The sequence below is a fragment of the Mesorhizobium sp. CNPSo 4671 genome (genome assembly GCF_057784245.1).
Genome location: NZ_JBWLUW010000025.1, coordinates 69,481 through 86,059, shown reverse-complemented (window position 1 = coordinate 86,059; position 16,579 = coordinate 69,481). Strand labels below are relative to the sequence as shown.

Sequence of the window (16,579 nt, the reverse complement as noted above, 5' to 3'; positions counted from 1 at the left end):
TGTCAAACGCCATCCGGAACTGCCCCCTTTGCGTCATGAAGAACTGCCCCCACCATCGGGTTCATGATGTCGGTTGAAGGTTGGTTCCGCCGGTGACGGGCCGGAGGGAGGCGGAGCCGACCGGAGGCCTGTCACCGGCGGGCGGCCTGATGAGGCCGCTGTTTCGCTTGGCGCGGAGCCGGTAGCTGTCGCCGCGGATGGTCAGCACGTGGCTGTGGTGCAAGAGCCGGTCGAGGATCGCGGTCGCGACCACCGGATCGGCGAACACGGTGCCCCATTCGGCAACGCTGCGGTTCGACGTGATCAGCATGGCGCCGGTTTCATAGCGCCGGCTGACCAGCTGGAAGAACAGGTGCGCCGCGTCGGGCTCCAGCGGCAAGTAGCCGAGCTCGTCGACGATCAGCAGCTTTGGTTTCGACAGCGCCAGCAGTTTCTCGTCTAGGCGCCGCTCGCCGTGCGCCTTGGCGAGGCCAGCGACCAGCGTCGTCGCCGTCGTGAACTGCGCTGTATATCCAGCCAGGATCGCCTCTCGCCCGAGCGCGATCGCCAAGTGCGTCTTGCCGACGCCCGGCGGGCCAAGCAGCAGCACGTTCTCGCCGTTGGCGATCCAGCGGGACGCGGCCAGGTCGCGGATCTGCTTGGGATCGATCGACGGCTGTGCCTCGAAGTCGAAGCCCGCAAGCTCCTTCACGGCCGGGAAGTGTGCGAGCTTCAGCGCCATCTCGATGCGGCGGTGATCCTTGCGCGCGATCTCACGCTCACACAGCAGGATCAGCGTCTCGCGCGTCGACAGGTTCGCGCGCGCCGCCTCGTCGAGCAAGCTGTCGAGCTGATCGCGGATGCCGAAGAGCTGCAATCGCGCCAGCATAGCGTCGAGCGGATCGATCGGTGCTTCGGTTGCTTTGTTTGTGCGCGCCATCAGAAGCCCCCTCCGATCGCTGCTTCGTATTCGGCAAGAGGACGCAACAACGAGGGCGCTTGCGACGACGCCGGCACCGCCGATGCCGCAATCTCCGCTCGGCAGACAGCGCCATTGCGACCGGCAACCCCGTCGAGGTGGGTGGCATCGACAATCCGCAGACGGCGGCCCTGCGATTGCCTGTGGACCGCAACCTCGCGCATGCCATGGCGGATGCGCACCTCGCCAGCCGCGACCGTCACTGCGACGCGCTCGCCGATCAACCGCCACGGCACCGAGTAGCTGTTGGTATCGACCTCGACGGCGCAATCGTTGCCGACGATGCGGCTCAGTTCGCGCAACAATCCGAACGACGGCCGCCCGCTGAGCGGCTTCAGACGGTGCGCCTCGTCACGCTCGAAGCGAGCCATCGGCGCCTCGCCGGTCGTGCCGTGGATACGCGCGTTCGCCACCTCGCGCTCCCACTTGGCAAGATGCGCCTCGAATGCCTCCCAGCTTGTGAAGGAATGACCCGCGATCGCGTTCTTCTTCACATAGCCGACGCCGCTCTCGGTCTTGCCCTTCGTGCGCGCCCGATACGGCGCGCAGGCGCGAGGACGGAAGCCCCAATGCTTTGCGAACGCGATGAGCTTGTCGTTGAACTCAACCGACCGGCTCGCCGCGTCGTGGCGCACGACGAGCGCGCGCGGATTGTCCATCAGAACTTCCTCCGGCACGCCGCCGAAGGTCGTGAACGCGCTCTCGATCCCGGCGAACCAGTGCTCCTGCTTCTCGGCCCGGAACGCACGCACATGCAGCCGTCGCGAATGCCCGAGCGTCGCCACGAACACGAATGCCTTGACCTTCGCGCCGCCGATCTCGACCAGACGCTCGCCGAAGTCGATCTGCAGCTGTCGCCCCGGCGGCGTCTCGAACCGCGTTGTCGCCAGCGCCTCGGCCCTCAGCGCCTGACGATAGGGCTGCACGGCGCGTTGCAGTGTTCGCCGGCTGACCGCCACGCCCTTCTCGGCCAGCAGGTCCTGGCGCACCACATCCGCATTGCCGCGATGCCGAATGAACCGCTCGCGCAGCCAACCCTCAAGGCCATCGAGCCGTTTCGGCCGCTCCGGCGACTTGAACGGCTTCACGCCGTCCGCCGCCACGTAGACCTTAACCGTGTGATGGCTCCGGCGTCTTCATCACCTGCCCCCGTGGATCAATCCACGACGGGCTTTCCGTGATTCGTTGTTCGTTCATTTGCTCTCTCCTCAGCTATCCACTGAGGGGGCAATTCCTCGTGGCGCCGAGGGGGCAATTTTCCATGACGCGCGACACGCCCCTCTATCTATTCTACCGATGCTTGTGGCACCCAAACTCTCCATGATCCGTTGATGGTTTCACGCGGAAGCTCAACAAGCAGGTTCGAATCATGGCTATTTATCGGATAGCCAATCTCTAATTTATTGTCCTTAAGTGAACGTTGATTCACAACCAAATGTTCAGCGCCGGTAGTGGTATCCACAGAAACCACTACCTCACTAGGGTGCGTAGCAGGACCCACGTGCCTAACCCGAACCTTCATTGATTTAACCTCCTCAGCCAGGCTGCATATGATTTTTGAACCCAAGTTGAGCTAGGGCGGCTGATTTGCCCTATCCATCGCACTTGTTTTCAACAGTTTCCCTGCATCAGGCTTGCGCCGGAACAAAGCGAGAACAACATGCCAGTTTTTGGCCAACTGGTCGAATCACGTTTTGTTCTGAGTGTCGAAGGACGGGCGTTAACAACCCGTTGACCCAATGCGAACGGCCCACCTTGTGGAGGGGCGGGCCGCTCTTGGGTTCTATGTTTTCAGCTTGTTTTCTATGGAGTGCCAATGTCTCTATGAGACTACATGTTGACCCGATATCGGTGTCAGGCACAAGCGCTACGCCCGTTCGTCGGGTTTGTCAAATATAGTCGCCCCCGGCTGGGAGCCGTCGCGAGGGCTGCGGCCGGAAATTAACGCGCAAGTATTCTGCACTGTTTTTCCCACTCGTTAAGGCCCGCTACGAGGGCGCCAAGATTCTCACTTCAAAATCGCGGCTTTCCCTGGGGCGAGGTCTTCGGCGCACTTATCGTCGCAACCCCACTTCTCGATCTGCTGCTTCGCCACGTGGTTGTCGTCCAGATCGAAGGATCGAGCTATCGCTCCGCCATCGAGCCGAGTTCATGACCCAACACCTGCGATAAAAAGCTTCCATCAGCTGCCGACAATAAATCCACGATCGCGGCCGTGCAGGTTCTAGGTCAGGCTTACGTCAGGTGCAGGGGGTATTTTTGGTGTCGAAGCGCGCAATGCTGTGGTTACGGCGGACTGGTTCCTCGCCGGCGCAGCTGAGGAGTTCCGCCCTGCTGTGTCGAAACAAAGCGGTTTCGGCCGTCGCGGCGGGACCGTGTGTGCCAAGCGTTGTAACCGGCATTGTCGCCTACAGAGGAGACGAATCTTGACGGGAGTTGGCCGACGTTTGAATGCGCCCAGCGGATCAGGCGCGCACTGGTCCCGTGCTGAATCAGATCGGGGCAGTGGAAGGGATGGCTCGGCGTTCGGTTCTGTCGTGCAGGGCTTGCGCCCCCACGATAGAGAGTCAGGATCGTCCTCCGCTCAACGGCCGCCTTCGGCCACCGATGTCGGGCGCCGCACGTCAGCCGATTCTTCCGTTAGCGCGCGTGATGGCCGGCCAGTCGACTTGCCGCAACGGGACGCGACAAGTCGGGAAGAAAGTTCGGCGCGTTGGAGTGCCGAGGGCCGCAGTGCCGACCCGTCTAGGAGTTCACAACTACGTGTTCCTTCGTCGCGCAGGCAACCCGTATCCGGCCTGGAGCGCAGACCTAAACGGCGGCGCCTGGATGATGTCGCCATGCAGGGCGAGCAAACTGCAATCTCAGAGGCACAATCTAACGAAGCTCTGCACGCGATTTACTACGCTCACGACATCGTGGGATTCTCATGCGCAGTGGTGGAGCATGACAGACGGCTGCAGGACGCGGGCGACGAGATCCATGCAGCCTTCCTGCAAAAGGCCGCCGCACAGTTCAGAAATCAATTCGTCCCTCGCTTCGACGATGATATCCGCCGCGGGAAATCGTGGGGCTACGCCACCGCATGCAACGCGGTGAGTCGCGAGACCGGAGGTCAGGAAGGTATCGAAGCTTGCAAGGCGATGGCAGCTCGGGTGTCGCAGCTTCGCAATGCATCATTACGTGAAGTCGACCCCAAGGCCCTTTCGCTCTTGGCGGCATCATTTAGTCGGAATCCGCAGTCGAGAACATGCCGCAACGGGACAATCAGAATCGCCGAATTTTGCCGCGATGATGGCAGGGCACTAGGCGCGCTGAATAGTCAAAGTCTATCGTTGCTGGTGAACGGTTTCAGCAAGTGGCCGGAATGTCCGGAAACTCGTGCCGGCACTGAAGCTGTGGCCGGTGAGGTCCGTCGCCGCACCGACCGGCGTTTCCGGCTCGCTGATTTTAAGCAGCAGCATCTTGCGAACCTCGTGAACGGTTTTAGCAAGTGGCCGGAAGAGGAGTGGTCTCGCCAGGCCTCCGGAGCGATTGCCGGTGAGGTTGTTCGCCGCACTCGCGATGACTTCGGGCTCTCTGCTTTTAATCACCAGGACTTGGCGAACCTCGTGAACGGTTTCGGCAAGTGCCCTGAACAGGAGGTCTTTTGTAAAGCCACAGTTGACATCGCGGGCGAGGTTCTTCGCCGCGACCGCCGTGCCGGGCTCTCTGAATTCACCAACCAGGAACTGGCGAACCTGGTGCAGGGTTTCAGCAAGTGGCCAGAAGAGGCGGCTTCTCGCCAAGCCGCAGGCGCGATAGCCGGCGATGTCCTGCGTCGTGACCACCGTGCCCGGCTGTCTGATTTTACTCCGCAGCATCTTGCGCTCTTTGTGAACGGTTTCAGCAAGTGGCCGGAAGAGCAGTGGTCTCGCCAAGCCATCGGAGCGATCGCCGGTGAGGTCGGCCGCGCCGCCGCCCAAGGCGGGTCCGGGCTCTCTGCCTTTAATCACCAGGACCTGGCGAACCTGGTGAACGGTTTTAGCAAATGGCCGGAAGGGGATGTCTATCGCCAAGCCACAGTCGCAATCTCTACAGAACTCTCTCGCCGCGCCGGCGGGCAAGGGCTCTCGCATTTTACCCCACAGGAGCTGGCCAACCTGGTGAACGGGTTCAGCAAAATCCCGCACGATGCGGACTATCGCCAAGCCACAGCCGCGATCGCCAGTGAGGTTGTTCGCCGCGCCGTCCAAATTTCTGATTTTAATCACCACGACTTGACCAACCTGGTGAACGGTTTCAGCAAGTGGCCACAACAGGCGGACTGTCGCGATGCAACACGCGCGATCGCAAGTGACGTGTTTCGCCGCGCCGACCAGTTGCCTCATCTTACTCAGCAGGCGCTGGCGACATTCGTGAACGGGTTCAGCAAGTGGCCGGAAGAGGCGGCGTCTCGCCAAGCCGCAGTCGCGATCGCCGGCGAGGTCAGTCGCCGCGCCGCGCGCGGGGAGTTCGCGCTCTCTGAGTCTGATCCCCAGGACCTGGTGCATCTGGTGAACGGCTTCAGCAAATGGCCGCAAGAGGCGGGCTGTGGCAGCGCCACTGCGGCAATCGCCGGTGAGGTCCGTCGCCGCCCCGACCGGCTCTCTGCTTTTGATCATCAGGGTCTGGCAAATCTTGTGAACGGCTTCAGCAAGTGGCCGCAAGAGGCGGCATCTCGCCGAGCCACCAGCGCGATCGCCGGCGAGGTCCTTCGCCGCGGCGCCCGACTCCGTGACTTTGCCCACCAGCACCTGGCAAATCTGGTCAATGGTTTCAGCAAGTGGCCGGAGCGGGCGGACTGTCGCGATGCAATGCGCGCGATCGCCGGTGAGGTCTTTCGCCGCGCCGACCAGTTCCCTCATCTTGCTCAGCAGGCGCTGGCGACATTGGTGAATGGTTTCAGCAAGTGGCCGGAAGAGGCCGCCTCTCGCCATGCCACAGTCGCGATCGCCGGCGAGGTTAGTCGTCGCGCCGCGCGCGGCGACGTCAGACTCGCTGATTTTAATCGCCAGGACTTGGTGCACCTGGCGAACGGTTTCAGCAAATGGCCGCAAGAGGCGGGCAATCAGCAAGCAACGGACGCGATAGCGCATGAGGTCCTTGCCCGCCGCGCCCGACTCTCTGATTCTACGCGCTCGCACCTGGCTAGTCTGGTGAACGCTTTCAGCAAGTGGCCGAACGGGGCGTATTGTCGCGAGGCGACAGCCGCAATCGCGGAGGAAATCCGCCAACACCAGGTCTCCGATTTTGCTCCGCACGAGCTGGCCAACCTAGTCAACGGTTTCAGCAAGTTGCCGGAAGTGGCGGCATCTCGCCAAGCCACTGCCGCGATCGCAAGCGAGGTCCTTCGCAGTCCCCGGCTAAGGGACTTTAATCAACAAGATCTGGCTAATTTGGTGAACGGTTTCAGCAAATGGCGGGAAGAGCCGAACTGTCGCGACGCCACGGTTGCGGTCGCCAACGAGGTCCGCCGCCGCCAGCTCTTTGACTTTGCTCCCCAGGGGCTAACGAACCTGGTGAACGGTTTCAGCAAATGGCCGGAGGCGCCGGACTGTCGGGATGCCACGGTCGCGGTCGCCAATGAGCTTGTTCGCCGCGGCGCCCAGCTCTCTGATTTTACCCATCAGCACTTGGCTAATCTGGCGAATGGATTCAGCAAATGGCCGGAGGCACCCGACTGTCGCGACGCCACCGTCGCAATCGGACGAGAAGTTCTTGACCGTGATATCCGGCTTTCTCCTTCGCAGGAGCTAGCGAACCTGGTGAACGCGTTCAGCAAGTGGCCAGATCAGGCGGAGTGCCAGCAAGCCACGATCGCGATCGCTCATGAGGTCTTTCTCCGCGGCTCTTTGTTCTCTGGGGTTGATCCACTGGAGTTGGCAAATCTGGTAAATGGCTTCAGCAAATGGCCTGAAGCGCCGGAATGCCGCGATGCCACGTTTGCGATTGCGGGTGAACTCCTTCGCCGCGGCGCCCAACTTTCCAATTTTGCCCACCAGCACTTGGCTAATCTGGTGAATGGTTTCAGTAAGTGGCCGGACGGGGCGAACTGTCGCGAAGCAACACGCGCGATTGCCGGCGAGGTCTCTCGCCGAGCCGAACTCTCTGATTTTTCCCCCCTGGGCCTGGCGAACCTGTTGAACGGCTTCAGCAAGTGGCCGGATGAAGAGGGCTGTCGCAAAGCCGCGATCGTGATCGCCGGGGAAGCGCGTAAGCGCCAGTTCGCCGATTTCGCTCCTCAGGTCGTGGCGACCTTGATGAACGGATTCACCAAGTGGCCGGAAGAGGAGGCGTGCCGGCAGTCCACGACGGACATTGCCCGCGCATTGGGCACGCGAGGGCAACGTTTCGGTGTGTTCACCACCCCCCAACTGACTATTCTCGCCAATGCTCTATCACGAATGATCATGAGGGCAGAGGACAGCGGGGACATTCCGGACGCTGCTCTGCCGAAGGATCGGTTACACAAGCTCGCCCACCACCTGCACTACGACAGTGATCGCCTGGCACAGGCTGGCGTTCTGCACATCACAACCATTTTCAAGGCGCTGGGTAAGGCTCGGCTGTCTGATGATTTCGGTTTGCTCGCACCGACAGGCTTGAACCGGCTCGCGGAATTGCGTCAAGCCCCTGAATTTACGGTCCAGAACGATCTGGAAACCATGGGTAATCTGTGTGCGGCTCTGCTGCCGCTGGCGCGCAGCCCACAAAAGGCGCTGCGCTGGCACCGCACGCAGGCTCTCAATCTGCTCAACGACCTCCAACCGGTGGTCGAGCAGAAGATCGAGGCGCATCTGAACGCAAGCGACGCGGAACGGACCCGCGGGCCGCTCGCCAGCAGATGCCCCGCCCTGTCGATCTATCAGACGCTCAAGGCCCGGGCGGTCCTGGAGAGATTGTTCAGGCCACCGTATGTCGAGGGCAAGAAGTCCGATTTGCGGGTGAGGCAGCAAGAGCTTGAGTTCAAGACCAAAGAGATCCTGGACAGCACGCGCGGCCTCATAGAAGGCGACCTTTCCAGCATGAGCTGGAACCTGATCGCGCAGATCGAGGCGGAAAGTCCAGTTGACGCGCTCGACTTGTTCATGGAGCAGGATGCGGCGGCGATCCAGGCCCAACATCCTGCGTCGGTGTTCGACGTGCATCAGGTCTTGCGAAGCATGGATCACGATCCCAGACCGCCGCGGGGTGAGGCGGGACTGATGCAGCTGCCGGTGGTGGACATGCAGGGCCGGCCTCTGGCCACGGACCCGGAGAAACGGTATTCGATTTTTCATCGCCTGACCTCGGGAGCTTTGCCGGTCGTTGCGGTGCAGCTGCCAGGAACCCCGAGCGCCTTCATGCTGGCGCGCACGGTGAACGTCAACGGTGTGCCATACCGCATGGACCTGTTCGGCGGCAGCAAGCTAAAGCCACCGCGATTGACCGTGTCTCAGATCGCAGCACGTGCTCCAGGCGACGCAGCAAAGCCTTCCGGGGGAAAGCTGCTGGCCATTCCCTATGCCGATACCGCACCGGGCACGGCCTTCGAACAGCTGTCGCGTGCCTGGGCTCCTTTCAAGGAGGCATATTATTACACTCAGCGCAGGGGTTTTGCCGCGCCGCCGGCAATCAAGGGCCTGGGGGTTCACGATTACGCGCTGGAAGGCGCCTTCAAACTGTCGCTGCTGCCGGATCGCCCCGCCAACCAGGAGCATCCCTTCAGGCTGACTGGGCCGGAGGGCCCGATCGCCTTGCGGCCGCATGACGGCTGCGGCTTCATCAGGGCCTCGCTGGCCGAGCGTATGCCGGCTGTTCGTCGTGCCGGCGAGCAGGAAGGTCCTGATCGCGTGCCTGCCTATGGTGAGGGAAGGAAATCATGCCTGCCAGTCTCGGCGCTGCAACATTATCCGCGCGGCGAGCAAGTGGCGGATGAGGCGCGAGAAAAAGCCCTGACCTGGCTCGAGAGCCGACAAGGCCAAGAGCTGTCGGCCGAAGATCTGTTTCGCACAGTGACCGCCGGACATATCGACGGTCCCGGTGCGGTTGCCGTACCCTCCAGTGATGAGAGTCTCCATGTGCCGACGCTCAAGAGCGACATGTTGGCGGGGACGAGCGGCGTGCTGATCGGGCGCTCGCCCTATGACAAGCCGAACCTGCGCCCGTTTGCGGCCGAAGGAGTCAAGTCGGCCGTCGAAGGGGATCCGACCGCTGTATTTCTCGACAACTGTACGGCCATCCAATACAGCTTCAACGTCGCTCAGAAGCAGGGGCACGAACTGGCGGCTGACGATCCGACCTTTTTTGCCAAAGGCATCCTGATCGTTGTGCCGGATAAGATGTGGCCGGCAGCCTACGCTGACCGTGGGCTGATCCTGTCCGCCGAGGACGTCAAGTGCCATTCGAGCTGGACCTCGGGCAAGGACCGCGTCAAGGAGGACACCCCGCTTGAGTGCCTCGGCATCCTGCAGGCGACCGAGGTGTTTGCCCCGGGCTCGCTCATTGCCGTGCCGACCGGTGAACAGAAAAAACTTGACGGTGACTTCGACGGAGACAGCCTCATCATCGTCGGCGAACGGCCGCAGCTTTACGAGCATGTCAGGCAATTCGACGAAGAGGAGCAGGCTCGCGGACTGCGCTCTCTCAAGCCGCCAAAGTCGCACACCCCGGCGATTGAAGACGGTCGCTACAAGTTCGGTCGCGCCAGCCAGATCCTGGCCGCCACGCGCAATGTTCTGGAAATCTATACCGGCCTGCAGCGAAACTTCCTGGCTCAATCGCATGAAGGCCGACACTGGTTTGCCGAGCGTGCCATATTCGGCACCTACGAAGGTCTTCACCAAGAACTCAAGCGCGACATCCGGGGCCTGTTGGAGCAGGAACAGGTCAGTGCTGAGGATCTCCAGGACAAGCTCGAGAGGGCGCAGCACGAGATAGAGGTGGCAGACCATCCAGTCGCACGCGAGATGGCCGAGTTGCTCCTCGCCGAGCTGGAGGCGTGGGCCGCGAAGCTGGATGAGCAAGTCGGCCCCGCGACAGCCGCCAGCGTGAGCGAACCACAGCTCGAAATGAGCCAATCGCTCTGCGAGCTGTTCCCGGAGCTGGCGGAGACCTATTCTGCAACACCTCGTCCCCGAGACCGCATCCAGCTCCTCGTCGACCGTTACCCTGCGCGCATCGACCCGCGGCCCGATGGTTACAATCCGCGTGACCTCGTGCAAAGCGCAAACAATCTCATGAGCCTGGGTATCAAGGTCGGAACTGACGCCTATAAGTCCGACACTGGCGCGCACATCTTTATGTTTAAGAGCAGGTACCTTGGGCGCCTGCTGCAACAGATACCAGGGTTGAAACCAGTGCCTTACACCAAGAGCATTGCGGCTGCCCTCAACCAGGGCCGGTTCGATGTCGACGCGACATTGCAGGATCTGAAGGACAATCCGACGCTGGCGGCTTCCGTCATGCAAGCCTCGATCCAACTTGTTTCCCAGCGAGGCATACTGCCTGAACCCTCGCGCCGGGGACTTGTTGGCGATGATTCCGTCATGACAATGACCTTGACTCGCGAGCAGGCCGTACTGCGTGCCCAAATGGAGGCTTCCCGCGCTCAAGCCGAAGAGAAAGACATCACCCCGACGGCAATCGCGGTTGCCGAGGCACTCAGGAGCGCCGATATCCCGGTGGAGATGCCCCACCTTGCTCAGCGTTTGAGATCGGAAAGCTCGATGACCGACCAACTCGTCGGCATGGAGGCCTCGTTTGAGACTGGCGCCCAGCTGATCAGCAACGCTGTACGCCACGTCTTCGAATTCCCTGATAAGGATTTTACACGTGCCTTCAAGAAGGCCATTTTGGCCTTCGACGAGAGCGGCTATGCCGAAGTCAGCACGACCAACTGGTTCAGGTCGCGATCGCCCACCTTCGTCGGCATCAAGACTGTTTTCGCCACGCCGGGCGGCTACCGGTTCGAGGTGGAGTTCCATACGGCAGACAGCTACAAGGCCAAAATCGACAATCACGACACCTACAAGGAGCTGCAGAAGCTGCAGGAGCTGCAGCGAGAAAGCCATGAGCCCCTGGATCAGTCTGTAGCCGAGCAACTCTTGGAGCGCGTGCGACAGGCCTGCAACAAGGTCGTCATCCCCGACGGAGCCCTAGCGATCCCTCACTGGGACGCCGACGCGGATAGCACAGTTGGTGCAAGCCTGGCTCGTCGGTTGCACGTAGCCCCGCAACGACGCGCGGACCACTCCCCGCTCGCAAAAGAGATTCTTGGCGCCCTGGATGCGCGATCGATCGTGCTCGTCGGCATGAAGGGCGCCGGGAAATCCAGTGTGGGCCGTGCACTCGCCAAACGACTAGGGCTGAGGTTTGTCGATTCCGATAGAGAAATCGAAGCGAAGACCGGCAAGTCCATAGCCAAGATTGTCGCTGAGGATGGCGAGGCGCATTTCAGAAATCTTGAGGTGAACCAGATCAGGCAGTCGCTCGAACAAGGGCCGGCTGTGCTCGCAACCGGTGGTGAAGCATTCATGGTCGACGAAATCCGGCATCATGTTGGCGAGAAGGCGGTCTCGATCTGGCTCAATACCAGCGAGGACGTGATCAAGCGGAACCTAAGACGCAAGGGTCCGAAGGTGCAAACCGCCGACCAAGACCAGACCATCACAAACCTGATGCACGCGAGCAATCCCGTCTATAAGCTCGCTGACCTCACGATTGCCCCGCAGCACCAGCGGGATCTCAAGAGCGCGAATTCTTGCCTGACCGCGCTCCACGCCCATCTTTGCGGTGAGGGCAGGCAGGCCCAACCTCGTTCCGGCTTGGAGGAAGCGGCACCATGATGGCCAGCCACTCGGTGCCGTTCAGCTTCTCCATCTCCTGCATCTGGCCGAATGACCGGATGCGATAAGGGCCGGTCCTGTCAGTGCGTCGCCTCGACGTCCTCTTGCAACGCCTCCCGCGAACTGATGTCAGTGCGCGAGCGGCCCGGAACCCCGTCGCTCGGCTTTGATATCATCGTCGAGAACGATGGGGATGAAGCAACGGCATCCCGGAACGGCATGCCGGTCAGATAGATGAGTGGACAGGATTGAGCGAGCCGCTCGGCTCCGTTTCAGAGCTCCTTTACAGCAGGCTGTTCGTCAGCGTCTCGACAGCTAGCCAGAGTAGCAGAAAGGCGCCGTGCATACCTGATTGTGAACGTAAGAGGCTTAACGTGGACCCGAGTCACTTCAATCCATTCAGTCCGATTGCTCCGCGACTTTGCTCGAAAGCTCTTCCCGGGCAAGAGGGGACCAAAAAGCGGTTGAGCATGCTTGAGCGCTGGCGTCAGAGCCAGGCGCAGGGTACTTGGCGAGCCAACAGAGCCAACTCTGGCCAGCCAGTGTATCAGCCGGCTGCGTCGCCAAAATCGAGTTTCGATCAAGACGAGATTTTGCGATTGCATGACGCGGAACAACCCGCCGCTGCGCCGCACAATGCCAAGGGACTTTGGGCAGGGGTGGATCAGAGGGCGCAGTTGTCGGCCGATAGTTGGAATACGGCGAACTTTCGGCGGGGCCTGGTTCACCCGCTCATTCGCCAGCGTCAACCGTCAATCAACCCAGCCGCATCCCCCTTCAAGCAAGCGCCTTGGGGATCGTTGTTGGGTCAGCCGGATCCACCAGCATACGCCCCGGAACTGGAATCGCGGCGACCGACGGACGTCCGTGGAGCTCATGCGCGGAATGGAGTGGCAGAACGTAGTGCCCAGCGTATCCACGGCCGCAGACAAATCTCACCGTCGAGGGCGTTCCCTACACGGCGGTGTTGGCGCGAAGGGCAGGCAAGATGCATGCAAGCCTACCGAGCCTGAACAGGTGGTTGCCGACCGGTATCGGGATACATCGAACGATCTGCGGTCGCGCCCACGATACGTTTCGCTGTCGCGGCTGCCGCCATGTTTTCCATCCGCGGGCTGCGTTCCTGCAGCCCTCGCCTCGTGACGCAACGCAAAGGATTTCCTAGCATGGGTACTCGAAATTTCATCGCAGCAGCGGCCTCCCTCGCCCTTATGGTGACGGTTTCGTCACCCTGCGAGGCCCGCGGCCCCTTTACCAACGACACGGCCTCGCGCACCGAGGCGCTGGCCCTTTTGGAAACCCTCAACGCTGACCTGCTCAGCCATCCCAGCGCCACGCTCACGCTGGAACGATGGTGTGGTGACCACGGGCTGGCGCCGGAAGCGAAGATCGTCGCCCGTCGCGTTAAGAGCGATGACAAACTGCTGCCGGAAAATGGCCGTGAGGCATTGGGCATTAGCGCCGACGAACCGGTTCGGTACCGCCATGTGCAGCTCGCCTGTGGCGCGGTAGTGCTCTCCGAAGCCGATAACTGGTACGTCCCGTCGCGGCTCACACCGCAGATGAACCAGATACTCGACACCACTGAACAGCCCTTCGGCAAGGTGGTCCAGCCGCTGCACTTTCGCCGACAGACCATTAGCGCCGAGCTGCTATGGTCGCCGCTGCCCAAGGGATGGGAGATGGAGGCGCCGCTGCCGGCGGAAGGGGAGGGCGTGCTGGCCATTCCCCACGAGGTGCTTCGGCACCGGGCCATCCTCTATAGCGGGGCGAACCAGCCCTTCAGCCTAGTGGTGGAGACCTACACAGCCGAAGTTCTGGCCTTCGGCCGCCGCTTGAAATTCACGAATTTTCACTTGCGGGCTGGTTGCCACTTATCCGAATCAGAACAGCAAGACGGCAGGGTGCGGTAGCTGCATCGCAAGGAGTGTTTGTGATGGAAATATCCGGCGCGGCCCAGGCGCCGAAACCATTTCGGCAGCGACGATAACGATCAAATCTATGCTGTGGGCAGTGACCCAGCCTTCGGCGGCGCGGGCCATGACTACGTCGACGGAGCCTTGCACTACTTTGGCAGTTTTTTAGTTCTGGGAGCGTTTTGAGGATTCCCAAGAGCGGTTTTGCTTGATTCATGAGAGGTCGGCTGTTGGAGGGGCCGACCATGAACAGGGATTGGCAACTCGATCTGGAGCGGTGGCTTGAGCCGTTCGTCTCGGCGTTGCGGCACAAGACGCGTACGCGGATGTGTCCGGCCTATATTGCTGGGCTGATTGGCCTTGGGGATCGCAAGAGCGTCCAACCGATGGCGGCGCGCGACGCAGGCGTCAACTATGACCAGCTGCACCACTTCATCGCGAGCGGCGTGTGGGATGCTGCGCCGCTGGAGAAGGGCTGCTGGCGGAGGCTGACAGACAAGTTGGCGGGAACGATGCGTGACTGATCGTGGACGACACCGCGCTCCCCAAGAAGGGGCGCCACTCGGTCGGCGTCGCGCCGCAATATGCCTCGGCGCTTGGCAAGAACGCCAACTGCCAGACGCTAGTGTCGCTGACGCTGGCCTCTGGCGAAGTGCCGCTCATGCTGGGGTTGCGGCTGTTTCTGCCCGAAAGCTGGACTTCCGATCCCGCCCGGCTCGACCGTGCCGGTGTGCCAGAGGACCATCGTGCTTACAGGACCAAGCCCGAAATCGCGCTGGCCGAGATCGACCGGGCTCGTGCAGCCGGCTTACGCTTTGGCTGCGTGCTCGCCGATGCCGGATATGGCTTGAGCGCGCCCTTCCGGCAGGCACTCACCGAGCGCGGTCTCGCCTGGGCGGTCGGCATCCCGTTCAAGCAGAAGGTCTATGCCGCCGACGTGGCGATGATCTTCCCCGTTGCCGGACGCGGCCGCCCGCGCCGCCGGCATATCCCCGATGTGAAGTCGATGACCGCGCAGGCGGCCTCTCGGCGCGCTTCGCCGCTGTCCGTGTCCGGGTTGCGGATGGCCACCCCAGCGCATCCGCGACATGGGCGCTCAACATCTGCCCGGCGAGGAGGTCTGGGTGATCGGCGAGCACCGCTCGACCGGCGAGCTCAAATACTACCTCTCCAACTTGCCCGCCGACACCCCGCTCGAGCAGATCGCAGGCGCCATCAAGGCGCGCTGGGTCTGCGAACAGGCGCATCAGCAGCTCAAGGAGGAACTTGGCCTCGACCACTTCGAGGGGCGCTCATGGACGGGCCTGCACCGCCACGCGCTGATGACGATGATCGCCTACGCCTTCCTGCAATCTCGCCGCCTCAAACAAGCGGGAGGGGGAAAAAGCATCCTCGGCCCGCCGCCTCAACCGAGCCTACCCGCCGTCAGGCAAGCCATCCTCACCGCGCTCGCGCAGCCGCCCCCAATCCGTTGTCCCCCCTGCCACAGAACCCTCTCCGCTAAAAAACTGCCAAAGTAGTGCTAGGTCAACGACACGTATCATCGTGGGACAATGACACGCTCCACGGCGGCTCGGCAACAATGTCCTCCACGTGGGTGACGGCAGGGACTGCTGGTCGGCGACGAAGACAATTACACTTTCGTGCTCCCGTCCCATAATCCAACGCCTGCGCCAGCTAACGAATTCCCGGCGACCTGAGGGCATTGCCGACGGACATGACCGGTATCCAGGATTTCGATCCGAAGCCTCTCGCCTTCGATGCTGCGCAAGGTCAGTTTCAACTTCGACTTCGTCAACAATGGTAGCAAACAACCTGGCTCCCGGCGTCTACAACTGTGCGGCTTCGGCTGCGAAGGCGAGCACGCTATGGTGATCACTGGCCAATCTTTCACCTCTGCCTCCGCCGCCGCGAGCGCGATCTGCGGCGAGACCCCCCGCAACATAATCGTATATTACGACACCCCCACCAAACTCGCGGGTTTGGCCTATGTCACCCAAAAGAACCACGCGCAGCACTTCATCTACCTGAACTAGCGTGGGTGCCCTGCGCCTCCCGCGTCGGACTTCACCTCGCCTGAACCGGAAAACCCATACAGACCAACACCCCGCCGCCAGCGCCTATTCCGCCACTTATGGGGCGCGTCAACGATGTGCCGATTCAAGCCGGACGCGGCAATTTTTCGCTTTTGCCTAGTCTAACACCGAAGTATTGGTATCAAGTCGGCCTGACCTATGGCCTGTCAATGTTGCAATTGTTACAAAGGAATACGCATATGGCGACTGGAACAGTGAAGTGGTTCAACAGCACCAAGGGGTTTGGATTTATCCAGCCCGACAATGGCGGTCAGGATGTTTTCGTCCACATTTCCGCCGTCGAACGCGCGGGACTTTCGACCCTCACCGACGGCCAGAAGATCAATTATGAGATCGAACAGGACCGTCGCACCGGCAAGTCCTCCGCTGGCAACCTCAGCAAAGTTGGGTGACTCCTCTCCAGCGGCCGGCAGGAACCTGCCGGACGCGCCACACCCCGGATGCGAACGAGACACGGGCTCGACCGCAGACCGGGGTAGCAGATTGTTGCCAGCCGCCGCGAATTATTGTGAGCCAAGGATGTTTGCGAGTGAAGCCGAGCTTGTCCCAGGCTGAACGAAAGCGCGAACTACATTTTGCCGATCCCTCTCAAAGCCAGCCCTCGGAGAAGAAGTGTGATCGCGACCGGGCGGTCCTCACCCGACATTGAGGAAACGCGCCGTTTCGCGCGCTGTCGAGAAGGGCAAAGTCCAGACAAAGGATCTACCGATATCGGTGTTTCTCGCAGTGCCTCGCCAGCTGGGGAGAAGGTTTGCTCCCCTC

The 16,579-nt window shown here is 61.5% G+C and carries 8 protein-coding genes and 2 pseudogenes; 8 read left to right on the top strand and 2 right to left on the bottom strand.

Annotation, left to right across the window (positions count from 1 at the left end; genetic code table 11):
• Positions 1-61 precede the first annotated feature (61 nt).
• Both istB and istA read right to left on the bottom strand, forming a co-directional pair.
• The gene (gene istB, locus AC04SF_RS35190; RefSeq protein WP_488481521.1) at positions 62-919 is read right to left on the bottom strand and encodes an IS21-like element helper ATPase IstB; all 858 of its coding nucleotides are present in this window, start codon (positions 917-919) and stop codon (positions 62-64) included.
• The gene (gene istA, locus AC04SF_RS35185) at positions 919-2,046 is read right to left on the bottom strand and encodes an IS21 family transposase (protein WP_488481520.1); all 1,128 of its coding nucleotides are present in this window, start codon (positions 2,044-2,046) and stop codon (positions 919-921) included. Before istA ends, istB begins: the two co-directional genes overlap by 1 nt.
• Before the next feature lie 874 nt (positions 2,047-2,920).
• Between istA and AC04SF_RS35180 the strand changes: the two are divergent.
• The 8 genes and pseudogenes from AC04SF_RS35180 to AC04SF_RS35145 all read left to right on the top strand — a co-directional run.
• A pseudogene (locus AC04SF_RS35180) lies at positions 2,921-3,127 on the top strand (ATP-binding protein); the annotation flags it as partial.
• A gap of 671 nt (positions 3,128-3,798) precedes the next feature.
• Positions 3,799-11,805 carry a XopAD/skwp family type III secretion system effector gene (xopAD, locus tag AC04SF_RS35175; RefSeq protein WP_488481519.1) on the top strand — a complete coding sequence of 2,669 codons (8,007 nt, stop codon included), beginning with the start codon at positions 3,799-3,801 and terminating at the stop codon, positions 11,803-11,805.
• 1,166 nt (positions 11,806-12,971) lie between these two features.
• Positions 12,972-13,718: a hypothetical protein gene (locus AC04SF_RS35170; protein WP_488481518.1), complete on the top strand. Its 747-nt coding sequence runs from the start codon at positions 12,972-12,974 to the stop codon at positions 13,716-13,718.
• A gap of 248 nt (positions 13,719-13,966) precedes the next feature.
• Positions 13,967-14,245 carry a transposase gene (locus tag AC04SF_RS35165; RefSeq protein ID WP_488481517.1) on the top strand — a complete coding sequence of 93 codons (279 nt, stop codon included), beginning with the start codon at positions 13,967-13,969 and terminating at the stop codon, positions 14,243-14,245.
• A 2-nt stretch (positions 14,246-14,247) separates the two neighbouring features.
• Positions 14,248-14,784 (top strand): annotated as a pseudogene (locus tag AC04SF_RS35160) (IS701 family transposase); the annotation flags it as partial.
• 25 nt (positions 14,785-14,809) lie between these two features.
• Entirely contained in the window at positions 14,810-15,241 is a 432-nt protein-coding gene (locus AC04SF_RS35155) for a transposase (RefSeq protein WP_488481516.1), read from the top strand.
• A 240-nt stretch (positions 15,242-15,481) separates the two neighbouring features.
• Entirely contained in the window at positions 15,482-15,757 is a 276-nt protein-coding gene (locus AC04SF_RS35150; RefSeq protein WP_488481515.1) for a hypothetical protein, read from the top strand.
• Positions 15,758-15,996: 239 nt separating this feature from the next.
• Positions 15,997-16,209: a cold-shock protein gene (locus AC04SF_RS35145; protein ID WP_488481525.1), complete on the top strand. Its 213-nt coding sequence runs from the start codon at positions 15,997-15,999 to the stop codon at positions 16,207-16,209.
• The last annotated feature ends 370 nt before the right edge of the window (positions 16,210-16,579 follow it).

Bases quoted from the DNA above. Each gene is read 5' to 3' on its own strand.
- istB (WP_488481521.1), bottom strand. From the start codon at position 919: ATGGCGCGCACAAACAAAGCAACCGAAGCACCGATCGATCCGCTCGAC.
- xopAD (WP_488481519.1), top strand. From the start codon at position 3,799: ATGCAGGGCGAGCAAACTGCAATCTCAGAGGCACAATCTAACGAAGCT.
- AC04SF_RS35170 (WP_488481518.1), top strand. From the start codon at position 12,972: ATGGGTACTCGAAATTTCATCGCAGCAGCGGCCTCCCTCGCCCTTATG.
- AC04SF_RS35165 (WP_488481517.1), top strand. From the start codon at position 13,967: ATGAACAGGGATTGGCAACTCGATCTGGAGCGGTGGCTTGAGCCGTTC.
- AC04SF_RS35155 (WP_488481516.1), top strand. From the start codon at position 14,810: ATGGGCGCTCAACATCTGCCCGGCGAGGAGGTCTGGGTGATCGGCGAG.
- AC04SF_RS35150 (WP_488481515.1), top strand. From the start codon at position 15,482: ATGCTGCGCAAGGTCAGTTTCAACTTCGACTTCGTCAACAATGGTAGC.
- AC04SF_RS35145 (WP_488481525.1), top strand. From the start codon at position 15,997: ATGGCGACTGGAACAGTGAAGTGGTTCAACAGCACCAAGGGGTTTGGA.